The organism is Mesonia aestuariivivens, assembly GCF_019311235.1.
Taxonomy (GTDB): Bacteria; Bacteroidota; Bacteroidia; order Flavobacteriales; family Flavobacteriaceae; genus Mesonia; species Mesonia aestuariivivens.
On sequence record NZ_JAHWDF010000001.1, the window covers coordinates 343,276 to 356,428 of the forward strand.

Sequence of the window (13,153 nt, forward strand, 5' to 3'; positions counted from 1 at the left end):
TGGATAGCTTCTGAAATCGTAATTTATTACATGCATTAGCGATAGGAAACAGCATCCTTTTTTATTTTGAATTTTGAGAGTTGAAACATAAAAAAGATATAGTGAATAGCCCCGGCCCGAAACGAAGAGTGGGGAATGCCCTAAGTGTAACTCACCACAATCGCAATTACTCCAACTATTAAGCAGTAAATGGCAAAATAACTCAGTTTGCTTTTCTTCACTAAAGAAATCATCCAGGTGCAAGCAAAAAGTCCAGAGATAAATGCGGCGATAAAACCTACAATAAGGCCAGTACTATTTCCGGTATGCGTTAAATTTCCGTCGAGTACATCTTTAGCGATCTTACCTAGAATTAAAGGTACCACCATTAAGAAAGAAAAGCGAGCAGCTTTAGTTTTATCGTTACCTAATAATACAGAAGTAGAAATAGTAGAGCCACTTCTAGAAATACCAGGAAGTAATGCAATAGCTTGCGCTATACCAATAATAAATGCGTTGGAAAAACTTACAGGTTTGCCTGTGTTTTTGGCTTTATCGGCGAGCCAAAGTAAAACAGCAGTCACAATAAGCATGAAACCTACCAGTAAAACGCTGCCACCAAATAGTTGCTCTAATTGTTCTTCAAATAAAATACCCACTAAGGCTGCGGGAATCATGGAGATGATGATTTTTAGCGAGAATTTTGTTTCTTCATTCCATTTAAATTGAAGTAAACCGCGTAAAATTTCCCAAATATCTTTTCTGAAAATCACGATCGTACTTAGTGCGGTTGCAAAATGCATCACTACAGTAAAAAGTAAAGATTCTTCAGGCACACTGTTATCACCTAAAATGGCTTTACCTAATTCTAGATGTCCGCTAGAAGAAACGGGTAAAAATTCTGTTAATCCTTGAATTACACCAAGAATTAGAGAGTCTAAAACATCCATTATTTATTCTTCGGATTTAAAAGAATGGCATAAACCTCAATACCAAAGCCTAATAAAACCAATGTTGGCGCTAACCTGATTCTTCGCCAGTTATAAATCTCTGGATTAAAAACTTCGGGATCATCACTACCACCACCAGACATTAAGATAAAACCTAACACAATTACTGCGATACCTATTAGCATATATTGGTAGTTTTTCTTTTCGAAAATAAAGTAAGGTTCTGGTTTTTGTTCTTGTTTGCGTTTTTGTTCTCCCATTTTTTTAATTTAAAACTGAACTATAATTCAGTGTAAAATTTTAATAATATAGCTCGTCTGTTTGTAGATTTAAGAAACGTTGAGTAGCAAAGAAGGTGCTTATCCAACTAATAATTATTCCTATAAAAAAAACAGCGGCAAATAAACCAATTAATAAATTTCTATCGGCTAAGATATAAAGTTGCGGAAAACTTTGGTTAACATAATAAAGTACCCCGCCCATTCCTGCTAAGGCTATAATGGCGCCAATTACTCCTAAGCGAACACTTTTCCATATAAAAGGTCTGCGTATAAAGCCTTTGGTGGCTCCGACCATTTGCATTGTTTTAATGGTAAAACGTTTGGCATAAACAGAAAGGCGTATCGAGCTATTGATTAATAAGACTGCAATAAATAAGAAAATTCCGCTAATAACTAAAATCCAGAAACTAATTCGTTTTACATTATCATTTAATAAAGCAATTAAAGGTTTGTCATACACTACATCGTCTACAAAATCTTTCTGTGAAAGGTCACGAGAAATTTCAGCGATTTGTGTTTCAGAAACATAATCGGCATTAAAAAATACATCAATTGAATTTTGTAGCGGATTATAGCCTAAAAATTCCATAAAATCTTCTCCAATCTCTTTGCTGTGTTGTTGGGCAGCATCTTCTTTAGAGATAAAGCGAGTGCTTTTGGTATAATCTGCAAGTGCTAAACTTTTTTCAAGCTGATCAATTTCTACTTCTTTAGCGGTGTCTTTTAAGAATACGGTAAGTGCGATTTGCTCTTTAAAGTGATCGGCAACTTTTTTAGTATTCAATACTAAAATCCCTAAAAGGCCTAGTAAAAATAGAACCAAAGAGATGCTTATTACTACAGAAAAGTAAGACGAAATCAATCGTCTTTTCTGGTATTTTTCAAAAGATGAACTCATAGATGCCGCACAAGTTTTTTGTAAAAATAATAAAGTAAATTAAACGCTAGTCTTTAAAACGTCTAAACTTTTCATTTTCGTACATTAATGGTACTTTTGTCTTTCATAATTCAGCATTCGTAAACACGATAAATCATAAAAATGAGCTACAACTTTAACGAGATCGAAGCCAAATGGCAAAAACATTGGGCAGAACACCAAACCTTTAAAGCGACAAACCACAGCGATAAAGAAAAATTTTATGTGTTAGATATGTTTCCTTATCCGTCGGGAGCAGGTTTACACGTGGGGCATCCGTTAGGGTATATTGCTAGTGATATTTATGCACGTTATAAAAGACATCAAGGCTTTAATGTGCTGCATCCGCAAGGTTACGATTCGTTTGGATTACCGGCAGAACAATATGCCATTCAAACAGGTCAACATCCGGCAGACACAACCAAAGTTAATATACAAGGAGGAATTGATAAGTCTGGTAATAAAATTGCTGGTTACCGTAATCAACTCGATAAAATAGGCTTTTCGTTTGATTGGAGCAGAGAAGTGCGTACCAGCGATCCTAATTATTACAAATGGACGCAGTGGATCTTCATTCAGCTTTTTGAAAGTTGGTACGATGTAGCAGAAGGCAAAGCTAGACCAATTGCAGAACTTAGAGCAATTTTTGCTACGGAAGGGAACAGCCAAATCAACGCGGCTTGCGATGAGGATGTAACTGAATTTTCTACGGAAGACTGGAATGCATTTTCAGAAAAAGAACAAGAAGAAATTCTTTTAAAATATAGATTAACCTACCTAGCGGAAACCGAGGTAAACTGGTGTCCGCAATTAGGGACTGTTTTGGCTAATGATGAAATTGTAAATGGCGTTTCAGAACGTGGCGGTTATCCGGTAGTTCGAAAAAAAATGAAACAATGGAGTATGCGAATTTCTGCTTATGCAGAACGTTTGCTCCAAGGGTTAAATGATATCGATTGGACTGAGAGTCTAAAAGAAAGTCAGCGCAACTGGATCGGAAAATCGGTAGGAGCGTCGGTAACTTTTAAAGTGAACGATCATCAAGATACAATTGAAGTATTCACTACGCGTCCTGATACGATTTTCGGAGTAACATTTATGACGCTAGCTCCAGAGCACGAGCTGGTTTCAGAAATTACTACTCCCGTGCAAAAAGAAGCGGTAGAAGCGTATGTTGAAGCAACAGCCAAACGTAGCGAGCGAGAACGAATGGCCGATGTAAAAACCATTTCAGGAGTATTTACCGGAGCTTATGCTGAGCATCCGTTCACCAAAGAACCAGTGCCAATTTGGATTGGTGATTATGTGTTGGCAAGCTACGGAACCGGAGCGGTAATGGCCGTGCCTTGTGGGGATCAGCGTGATTTCGATTTTGCAAAACATTTCGAAGGAAAACCAGGGATGCCAAAAATTAAAAACATTTTTAAAGACGTCGATATTACGGAAGCTGCACACGCCGATAAAGAAGGAACCGTGATCGCAAATTCAGATTTCTTAAACGATCTTTCTTATAAAAAAGCTTTAAAACGAGCGGTTGTTGAATTGGAAAAAATGGGTCAAGGTAATGGGAAAACCAATTATCGCCTACGTGATGCGGTATTTAGCCGTCAGCGTTATTGGGGAGAACCCTTCCCTGTTTATTACGTAAACGGAATGCCAAAAATGATCGATACGGCTCATTTGCCTATTCAGTTACCAGAAGTTGAAAAATACCTACCCACCGAAGAAGGAGAACCACCATTAGGTCGTGCCGATGTTTGGGCTTGGGATACACAAAAGAACCAAGTGGTAAGCAACGACTTAATTGATGATAAAACTGTATTTCCTTTAGAATTGAATACGATGCCGGGTTGGGCAGGAAGCTCTTGGTATTTCTTCCGTTATATGGAAGATGAAAAACGCGATGAGGTTTTCGCTTCACCGGAAGCTTTAAACTATTGGCAAAATGTAGATTTATATATTGGCGGTAGCGAGCACGCCACCGGGCATTTACTGTACGCACGTTTCTGGACTAAATTTTTAAAAGATCGTGGCTTTGCTCCCGTAGAAGAACCTTTTAAAAAGCTCATCAACCAAGGAATGATTTTGGGAGAAAGTTCAATTCCACCAAGAGCAATTTTCAGATTAGTTTCGAATTTAGATGGACTAAAAGATTTGCCTGATGATTATTATGAAGTTAAGGCTGATTTGGTTGAAAACTCTAAAAGTGTTTTTATATCAGCAGACCTATTAAAAAAAGGAACAAGGTTTATACAAGACAGTCTTAATAGTTTGGATGTTATAAAATCAATTACTCAAGAATTTGTACATATCATTAAGAATTCATTAAAACTTGAAATAGATGAAGAATCTGTATACGCTCAATATACTGGATATAGCAATCCAAGAATAAATTTAGAATTTTTAGTAGGAGTTACGGATGAGTTAAATATTCAAAAATTGAAAAACTCAGGAGATGTAGAGCTAAAAGATGCAATATATTTGGATATAAATGGCCAACCAATAACAAGTGAAGATCAAAAATTTCTGTCTTTAAGAGAGGTTGAGAAGATGTCTAAAAGATGGGGTAACGTCGTCAATCCAGATGATATTTGTGTAGATTATGGCGCCGATACCTTGCGGATGTATGAGATGTTTTTGGGTCCGTTAGAGCAAGCCAAACCTTGGAATACAGCAGGAATCACCGGTGTACACAACTTCTTAAAAAAACTATGGAAGTTATACCATAATGACGAAGCGTTTGCAGTAACCAATGCAGAACCAAGTAAAGACTCGTTAAAAACCTTGCATAAAACCATCAAAAAAGTAATCGAAGATATTGAGAACTTCAGTTTTAATACTTCTGTTTCTACCTTTATGATTTGTGTAAATGAATTGACTTCACAAAAATGTACTTCTAAAGCCATTCTAGAACCTTTAGCCGTTTTAATTTCGCCTTACGCGCCACATATTGCTGAAGAATTATGGAGTAAGTTAGGAAATGAAGGCAGCGTTGCGTTTGCCGCTTACCCAAAATTTGAAGAAAAACATTTAAAAGAAAGCTCTAAAACTTATCCGGTTTCTTTCAACGGGAAAATGCGTTTCACCATGGATTTATCACTAGACCTTTCCAAAGATGAATTAGAAGAAATCGTGATGAATGATGAACGTACTAAAAAACAATTAGACGGAGCAACCCCTAAAAAAGTAATCATTGTTCCTGGTAAAATTATAAATATTGTAAAATAACCCTATAATTTCAGGGGTTGGTAAGGGTGTTTTAAACTTTTTTAAGTTGAACACCCTTATTCTTTATTTTAATTCTATTTTTAGGAAACCAAAACTAACAGTTATGATTGTAGGTGTTCCTAAAGAAATTAAAAACAACGAAAGTAGAGTAGGGATGACTCCTGCCGGAGTTTTAGAACTTACCAAACGAAATCACAGAGTTTACGTACAAACCACCGCAGGTGTGGCTAGCGGATTTTCAGATGAAGATTATCAACACGTAGGAGCGCAAATTTTACCTTCTATCGATGCCGTTTACGCAGAAAGCGATATGATTGTAAAAGTAAAAGAACCTATTCCTGAAGAATACAGTCTCATTAAAGAAGATCAAGTGGTGTTTACTTATTTTCATTTCGCCGCCGATCAAGAACTTACCCAAGCGATGCTCGATAGTAAATCGGTTTGCATTGCCTACGAAACCGTGCAAGATGCTAACGGTAGATTGCCGCTGTTAACTCCAATGTCTGAAGTTGCGGGAAGAATGTCTATTCAGCAAGGCGCAAAATATCTTGAGAAACCCGTCAAAGGAAAAGGCTTATTATTGGGTGGCGTTCCGGGAGTTTCTCCGGGTAAAGTATTGGTCTTAGGTGCCGGAGTGGTGGGCATTCAAGCCGCAAAAATGGCAGCCGGTTTAGGCGCGCACGTCACCATTCTAGATATTAATATGGATCGACTGCGTTACGTGAACGATATTATGCCCAGCCATGTCGTCACCGAATTTTCCAATGAATACAATATTCGAAAACATATAAAAACCCACGATTTAATAATTGGTGGTGTTTTAATTCCCGGAGCCAAAGCGCCTAAACTTATCACCAGAGATATGCTTAAAGATATGGATCCGGGTACCGTGATTGTAGATGTGGCCGTAGATCAAGGCGGTTGTATAGAAACGACAAAAGCTACTACTCACCAAGATCCTGTGTATATTATCGATGAGGTAGTTCATTATTGCGTGGCCAATATGCCGGGCGCTGTTCCGCATACGTCTACGGTTGCATTAACCAATGTCACGCTGCCTTATGTGATTCAACTGGCAGAAAAAGGTTGGGAGAAAGCCTGTCAAGAAGACGAAGCTTTACATAAAGGACTTAACCTAATACACGGAAAAGTGGTTTATCAACCCATTGCCGAAGCTTTTGGCTGGGAAGAAGTTTGTAATTAGGGCGTTTCCCTGCGGGTCGGGCTATTCATTTCAATTCCTCGTCTCGCTAACGCGCGACTGCGGGATTTTCATTGCTATCCCTAACGCAAAACCTCCCCAGCCTATCGGGCACTCCTCCTTTAAAAGGAGGGGAACTTTTTATATAGGTTATTGATTTTTCTCAACAATAATAAGTATTTGCATCATTCCGGACTTCATCCAGAATCTCATCTTACTTTATTTAAATCATTATAAACTTCCTTCCCTTTCAAGGGAAGGTGGCTTATGGAGCGATAGTGAAATAAGTCGGAAGGGTTTTATCTGAGTTAAGTTAAAATTTTAAAATGAACACTAGTTTTTTTGCATAAGGGATGGAAGCGGCATCCTTTTTTAGGTTGCTTATGTAGTAAGCAGCATAAAAAAGATATAGCGTACAGCCCGACCCGAAGGGATATGCCCAAGAAGACAAAACGTCACTTATTTAAATTGGCTAGATTTTTGATTTCTTATTGTTAAAACTGAAAAAGAAAAAATTATGATGGGATATTATGTGCTTATCGGACTTATTATGCTGATGAGTTGGTATGTGAGCCATAAGCTGAAATCGAAATTTAAAGAATACTCAAAGGTTCATTTACAAAATGGAATGAGTGGAGCTGAAATAGCTCGTAAAATGTTAGAGGATAATGGAATTTACGACGTAAAAGTAATTTCTACGCCTGGGCAATTAACAGATCATTACAACCCACAAAAGAAAACGGTAAATTTAAGCGAAAGCGTCTACAATCAGCGTAATGCCGCAGCGGCAGCTGTCGCTGCACACGAATGTGGTCACGCAGTACAACACGCAAAAGCTTATGGTTGGTTAAAGATGCGAAGCACATTGGTGCCAGTGGTCAGTGTGGCTTCTCGTTTTAGTCAGTTTGTAATTATGGGCGGAATTATTTTAATGGCAGCGGTTTCTTTTGGAGTCGGGCAAATGGTTTTATTGGCAGGAATTATTCTTTTCGGAATGGGAACTTTGTTTAGTTTTATCACTTTACCCGTAGAATACGATGCGAGTAACCGTGCTTTGGCCTGGTTAAAAGCAGAAAACATTGTGACTCCGCAAGAATATGAAGGTTCTAAAGATGCTTTAAAATGGGCAGCGAGAACTTATGTGGTTGCGGCAGTAGGTTCTTTAGCGACGCTACTTTACTTCGTTGGAATATTTTTAGGAAGTAGGGATTAAATTTATTTTAAAGAACTTGATTTATATAAAATGCTTTTCATAAAAAATGAGAAGCATTTTTATTTGTCTGAAAGATAACGTCTGGAATAACTCCAATTCATTTTATAAAAAGGATAACTCTCTTGGGGTATACATAGTTATAGGCCTATCAATAAAGGTTTGTTTATCCTAAGTTTAAGGTAAGCTCACTTTACAATACCTCTATAGTAAGACCACTGTTTTTATGGCAAAGTGTGGTTTCTGTGTGGATTGAGTATGGAGGCAGTGTGGGTTAGCTAAGAATATGCTATAAAGTTTTTTATGAAAAGCGATAAAGATACGATTGTTTTGTATGCCCAAATCCTTGTTGAGTACATTAAATTGATCTATGTAATAAGAAAGCCGTTTGGAAAGAAATTTTTAAAACGGCTTTCTTGAGTTTTAGTTTACCCTACTACATTATCTTCATTATAACCAAGATATTTACGCTCTTTTTCTTTAAAGACAATTCCGTTTTCGGAAAGCTCTTTTAAAATAGGTTCGTAAATTTCTTTAGTGATTGGTCGCAAAACTCCTGTTGTGGTAATTTCTTTATTTAAAATTTTTAGGGTCGCAATGGCCACGGGTAAACCAACGGTTTTTGCCATAGCGGTATAGGTTTGATCTTCACCAATTAGCGCCATTGTTGAATCTATTTGATTGGTTTTACCATCAAGTTCATAACCAAATTTATGGTACATCACAATCATATCTTTATCATCGACAGCTAGCGTCCATTTTTCTTCTAATATTTTTTGAAGTGCTTGGGCAGGCGTGGCATTTTTAATTCCAATTTTTTTATTTCGGTTAAAAATATCGAGTTCTAATAATTTTTCCCACATTACATCATCCTGATCTATTTTAAGGTTGTAGCGCGTTTTTAATTCTACAGAATCGGTTGGAGAATACGGTAGAAAAGAATTGACGAAATCTCGGTAACTCATATTTTCTGAATCTTCTAACGTGTAGGTGTCATCGGTCATTCCTAATTGTACAAACATATTCCAAGCTTTGCTAAAACCAACACGGCGTAATGTTCCTCTGTAAAGTGTTTTTATATTTTCTAATCCGTATATACTTCTATATTTTAAAGAATCACGATTAGCAAGACCTTCAAACTTTCCATAGTTTTCAACTTTTAAAAATTCTGTTCTTCTAAACAATCGGTGATAAGGAATGTATTTGTACTGGCCTTCTTGCATAAATACAGCAGCTCCTCCTTGGCCAGCAACGACTACGTTTCTAGGATTCCAAGTGAATTTGTAATTCCAAAGGTTGGTGTCGCTTTCTGGTGCGACAAGACCGCCAGTAAACGATTCAAACAAGAGCATTTTTCCGCCTTTTGCTCGAATACGGTCAATCACTTGCATGGCACTCATATGATCGATCCCAGGATCTACACCGATTTCGTTCATAAAGGTGAGTCCTTTTTGCTTCACCTCTTCGTCAAGAGCTTGCATTTCGTCACTCACATAAGAAGCGGTGACCAAGTTTTTATTGAATTTTACACAATCTTTAGCCACCTCAATATGAAATCGAGCGGGAAGCATCGAAATCACAATGTCGGCATCTTGAATGGCTTTTTGGCGCTCTTCAGTGTTAAAAATGTCAAGCTGAATGGCTTGAGTATGTGCATGCTTTCCTGCAAAACTTTTAGCATTTTCTAACGAAAGATCTGCAATAATAATTTTAATTTTTTCTTCCTTAGACTTGTCTGTAAGGTACTTGATAAGTGAAGCGGTAGATTTTCCTGCACCTATTAATAATATATTTCGCATGTTTAAGTTTACTTGGTTAATTTTGTGGTTCTATCAAAGTACTAAATAAAATACCATTAAAAAAAATTATAGATGCAGAGAAAGTTATTAATATTAGGAGTTGTACTTGGAGTTTTAGCTGTAATTTTAGGTGCATTTGGGGCTCACGGATTAAAGCATTATTTAACGCTTGAAGAGCTAAATAGTTATGAGACAGGAATACGATATCAATTTTATCATGCACTTTTAGCGCTCATAATTGCGAATACTTCGATTTTTTCAAATAAAACTAAGAATATTTCATTTTATTCAATTTTAACAGGGGTAGTTTTGTTTTCAGGTTCTATTTATTTACTAACGACCTCTAGTATAACAGGGGTTTCTTTTAAAAGTATTGCAATTTTGACTCCACTTGGGGGTGTTCTTTTAATCTTGTCGTGGTTAGTTTTGTTGTTTAACTTGTTGAAAATGAGAAATAAATAAACCTTTGAAGTTGTTAGGGATTATAGATTTTATTTCTATTTTTGTTAGACAAACACAACAAATTATTTATATATGCCTTCAAATAGCCTAGTTTCGAAATCGTTTTCGTTATCTAAGTACGGAATTAAAAAAGCAGCTGTTCATTATCAATTGTCTCCACAAGAATTACATCAAATTTCCATCAATAAAAATATGGGGGTTGAAACAGATTCTGGAGCTTTAGCTGTGAACACTGGAGAATTTACCGGTAGATCACCACAAGATCGTTTTATTGTAAAAGATAACGTAACTAAAGATAAAGTTTGGTGGGGGAATATAAATATTCCTTTTGCTGAAGATAAGTTTGATGCACTTTATCATAAAATGATTACTTATTTAGCTGAAAAAGAATTGTATGTGCGTGATGCTTATGCCTGTGCAGATCAAGATTATCGATTAAATATTCGTGTGATTAATGAATTTCCATGGAGTAACATGTTTGCTTACAACATGTTTTTACGTCCAGAAGAAGAGGAGCTAGAGAATTTTCAAGAAGATTGGCTCATCGTTAATGCTCCAGGCTTTCATGCTAATCCAGATAAAGATGGAACTCGTCAGCATAATTTTGCCATTTTAAACTTTAGCAAAAGAATCGCTTTAATAGGCGGTACCGGATATACTGGGGAAATTAAAAAAGGAATCTTTTCAGCATTAAACTTTATACTTCCCGTAGCGAAAAATGTTTTACCCATGCACTGTTCTGCCAATGTTGGAGAAGAGGGAGATACCTCAATTTTCTTTGGTCTTTCAGGAACAGGAAAAACAACTTTATCTGCAGACCCTAACCGTAAACTTATTGGTGATGATGAGCACGGCTGGACACCAGATAATAAGGTTTTTAATTTTGAAGGCGGTTGTTATGCTAAAGTAATTAACCTCTCAGAAGAAATAGAACCAGCTATTTATAAGGCTATAAAACCTGGCGCCATCCTCGAAAATGTAATTGTGAATGAACAAGGTAAGGTAGACTTTAAAAATGTTTCTATTACTCAAAACACTCGTGTAAGCTATCCTATAGATCATATCGATCATATTCAAATTCCATCTGTAGGCGAAAACACTAAAAATATTTTTTTCTTAACGGCAGATGCATTTGGCGTTTTGCCTCCTATCAGTAAACTTAACCCAGGGCAAGCAGCTTATCATTTTATAAGTGGTTACACGGCAAAAGTAGCAGGAACAGAAGAAGGAATTACAGAGCCAGTCCCTAGCTTTTCGGCTTGCTTTGGTGCTCCTTTTATGCCATTACATCCCACGAAGTATGCAGAAATGCTGAGTTCAAAAATGAAAGCATCTGGGGTAAATGTTTGGTTAGTAAATACAGGTTGGACTGGCGGTCCTTATGGTACGGGTTCTAGAATGAAGTTAACATATACACGAGCAATGATTACTGCAGCGATGAAAGGCGATTTAAATGAAGTAGGCTACCATACCCACCCTGTATTTGGTCTCGAAATGCCCAAAGAATGTCCACAAGTACCTAAAGAGGTATTAAATCCAAAATCAACTTGGGAGAATGAAGAAGCTTACCATAAGAAAGCTCATTTATTAGCCTCTTTCTTTAATGATAACTTTAAAAAATATGAAGATAACGCTAATGATGAAATTTTAAAAGGAGGCCCCGTCGTTTAGGTGATTTTCAATAATTATAAATAAAAAAAGGGCATTTTTAAATGCCCTTTTTTTAAAGTATTATTTCTTATTATGCTCTTTAATGTATTTTTCTAAGGCCATAGTCATAGAAGGTGTTTCTGGTGTTGGTGCTTTAATGTCTACAGTTAATCCGTGTTCTTTTGCGGCTTTGATGGTAGAATTACCAAAAACAGCAATTCTGGTATTCTTTTGCTCAAAGTCTGGAAAGTTTTCAAATAAAGATTTAATGCCACTGGGGCTAAAGAAAACAACTACATCATAGAAAACTTTTTCTAAATGAGATAAATCGCTAACTACAGTTCTGTAGAAAACTCCTCGCTTCCAAGTAATACCAATTTTATCTAACTGTTTTGGGACAGCAGGTTTTAACATGTCTGAAGAAGGAAGTAAAAATTTTTCATTTTTATACTTTTTAACCAAAGGCATTAACTCAGGAAAGGTTCTTTTACCTACATAAATTTTACGCTTTCGATACACCACGTATTTCTGTAAATAATAGGCGACAGCTTCGCTTTGGCAGAAGTATTTTAAAGAATCAGGAACCTTAAAACGCATTTCTTCTGCAATTCTAAAGAAATGATCTACTGCATTTCTACTGGTAAGTATAATGGCGGTGAAGTTAGATAAATCGATCTTTTGCTGTCTAACTTCTTTAGAAGGTACTCCGTCTACGTGAATAAATGGAATAAAATCGATCTTTACTTTTTGTTTTTGTTCTAAATCGGAATAAGGACTATTCTCTACCTTAGGTTCTGGTTGAGAAATTAAAATAGTTTTAACTTTCATAGCGCTGTGTTTTTAGATCGAAATCATTGTGCACTCGTAAACACTTTATACAAAATGAAATAAGGTGCGATTTCAAGAGTGCAAAGGTACAAAATAAAATAAAACCAATTACCTAAAACCAGCTTTTGCTGTTTTGAATAATACTTTAACAGTATTAAAATATTAGCTATGCCCCATATAGCGAAGATGATATAAGCAAAAATCATAGAATTTTGCCATTTATATATTAACATAATTAAAAAGGGTAACATTAAGAAAGACAGCAAATTTTTATAAGTGATTTTATAAAAAATGTAATTATCTAAAATTCGATGTATCGTGAAAACCTCTCCTATAATTTTTTCAATTAAATATTTCACCCCAATTAAAATGTTGTAACCCACTAAAATTTGGATATATAATAAATAAGAATTTTTAGTAATAGTAGTATTAGGTGTTAGTTTTAAAAAATAAAAAATAGCAAGAGAAATAACTAGACTATGCCCTATAAATAAAATAAAACTGAATAGATTAAACACAGATATGGTTCTTTTATGAGAGGTGAAATACTTATTAGAGATAAAAATTCTAAAAAAGTCTCGAAAGTCTTCTGTGAAGTATATTTTAGAAAAGGTGAGTAATAGCAAAATTGTAAATAGCACTATGCTTA

At 35.9% G+C, this 13,153-nt stretch carries 11 protein-coding genes; 5 read left to right on the forward strand and 6 right to left on the reverse strand.

Annotated features, from left to right (window positions below):
- Positions 1-140: 140 nt before the first annotated feature.
- Genes KW502_RS01430 through KW502_RS01440 form a run of 3 tightly spaced genes read right to left on the reverse strand, consistent with a single transcriptional unit; the run spans position 141 to position 2,108 of the window.
- A complete protein-coding gene (locus KW502_RS01430; protein ID WP_219038742.1) occupies positions 141-929 on the reverse strand; it encodes an undecaprenyl-diphosphate phosphatase in 789 nt (262 codons plus the stop codon).
- The gene (locus tag KW502_RS01435; RefSeq protein ID WP_219038743.1) at positions 929-1,189 is read right to left on the reverse strand and encodes a DUF3098 domain-containing protein; all 261 of its coding nucleotides are present in this window, start codon (positions 1,187-1,189) and stop codon (positions 929-931) included. Before KW502_RS01435 ends, KW502_RS01430 begins: the two co-directional genes overlap by 1 nt.
- A 40-nt stretch (positions 1,190-1,229) precedes the next feature.
- Positions 1,230-2,108, reverse strand: coding sequence for a cell division protein FtsX (locus KW502_RS01440; RefSeq protein ID WP_219038744.1), 879 nt, complete (start codon positions 2,106-2,108; stop codon positions 1,230-1,232).
- 141 nt (positions 2,109-2,249) lie between these two features.
- On the opposite strand from KW502_RS01440, the gene KW502_RS01445 reads away from it, so the two are divergent.
- The 3 genes from KW502_RS01445 to KW502_RS01455 all read left to right on the forward strand — a co-directional run bounded on the left by KW502_RS01445 (position 2,250) and on the right by KW502_RS01455 (position 7,768).
- Complete coding sequence (locus tag KW502_RS01445; protein ID WP_219038745.1) at positions 2,250-5,354, forward strand: leucine--tRNA ligase; 3,105 nt, start codon at positions 2,250-2,252, stop codon at positions 5,352-5,354.
- A gap of 103 nt (positions 5,355-5,457) precedes the next feature.
- On the forward strand, positions 5,458-6,558 hold the full coding sequence (ald, locus tag KW502_RS01450; RefSeq protein WP_219038746.1) for an alanine dehydrogenase: 1,101 nt from the start codon (positions 5,458-5,460) through the stop codon (positions 6,556-6,558).
- Positions 6,559-7,072: 514 nt separating this feature from the next.
- A complete protein-coding gene (locus KW502_RS01455; protein WP_219038747.1) occupies positions 7,073-7,768 on the forward strand; it encodes a zinc metallopeptidase in 696 nt (231 codons plus the stop codon).
- Positions 7,769-8,193: 425 nt separating this feature from the next.
- Here the strand turns inward: KW502_RS01455 and KW502_RS01460 are convergent, their stop codons facing one another.
- Complete coding sequence (locus KW502_RS01460; RefSeq protein ID WP_369412502.1) at positions 8,194-9,585, reverse strand: saccharopine dehydrogenase family protein; 1,392 nt, start codon at positions 9,583-9,585, stop codon at positions 8,194-8,196.
- A gap of 51 nt (positions 9,586-9,636) precedes the next feature.
- Between KW502_RS01460 and KW502_RS01465 the strand changes: the two genes are divergently transcribed.
- Positions 9,637-10,026: a DUF423 domain-containing protein gene (locus tag KW502_RS01465; RefSeq protein WP_219038749.1), complete on the forward strand. Its 390-nt coding sequence runs from the start codon at positions 9,637-9,639 to the stop codon at positions 10,024-10,026.
- Positions 10,027-10,098: 72 nt separating this feature from the next.
- Positions 10,099-11,697 (forward strand): phosphoenolpyruvate carboxykinase (ATP), encoded by a 1,599-nt coding sequence (gene pckA, locus KW502_RS01470; protein ID WP_219038750.1) that lies wholly within the window; start codon positions 10,099-10,101, stop codon positions 11,695-11,697.
- A 60-nt stretch (positions 11,698-11,757) separates the two neighbouring features.
- Here pckA and KW502_RS01475 read toward each other — a convergent pair whose 3' ends face one another.
- Both KW502_RS01475 and KW502_RS15570 read right to left on the reverse strand, forming a co-directional pair.
- Positions 11,758-12,504, reverse strand: coding sequence for a uroporphyrinogen-III synthase (locus KW502_RS01475; RefSeq protein WP_219038751.1), 747 nt, complete (start codon positions 12,502-12,504; stop codon positions 11,758-11,760).
- A gap of 23 nt (positions 12,505-12,527) precedes the next feature.
- Positions 12,528-13,145 carry a DUF4271 domain-containing protein gene (locus KW502_RS15570; protein ID WP_369412503.1) on the reverse strand — a complete coding sequence of 206 codons (618 nt, stop codon included), beginning with the start codon at positions 13,143-13,145 and terminating at the stop codon, positions 12,528-12,530.
- Between the last annotated feature and the right edge of the window lie 8 nt (positions 13,146-13,153).

Bases quoted from the DNA above. Each gene is read 5' to 3' on its own strand.
- KW502_RS01430 (WP_219038742.1), bottom strand. From the start codon at position 929: ATGGATGTTTTAGACTCTCTAATTCTTGGTGTAATTCAAGGATTAACA.
- KW502_RS01455 (WP_219038747.1), top strand. From the start codon at position 7,073: ATGATGGGATATTATGTGCTTATCGGACTTATTATGCTGATGAGTTGG.
- KW502_RS01475 (WP_219038751.1), bottom strand. From the start codon at position 12,504: ATGAAAGTTAAAACTATTTTAATTTCTCAACCAGAACCTAAGGTAGAG.
- pckA (WP_219038750.1), top strand. From the start codon at position 10,099: ATGCCTTCAAATAGCCTAGTTTCGAAATCGTTTTCGTTATCTAAGTAC.
- KW502_RS01465 (WP_219038749.1), top strand. From the start codon at position 9,637: ATGCAGAGAAAGTTATTAATATTAGGAGTTGTACTTGGAGTTTTAGCT.
- KW502_RS01435 (WP_219038743.1), bottom strand. From the start codon at position 1,189: ATGGGAGAACAAAAACGCAAACAAGAACAAAAACCAGAACCTTACTTT.
- KW502_RS01445 (WP_219038745.1), top strand. From the start codon at position 2,250: ATGAGCTACAACTTTAACGAGATCGAAGCCAAATGGCAAAAACATTGG.
- ald (WP_219038746.1), top strand. From the start codon at position 5,458: ATGATTGTAGGTGTTCCTAAAGAAATTAAAAACAACGAAAGTAGAGTA.
- KW502_RS01440 (WP_219038744.1), bottom strand. From the start codon at position 2,108: ATGAGTTCATCTTTTGAAAAATACCAGAAAAGACGATTGATTTCGTCT.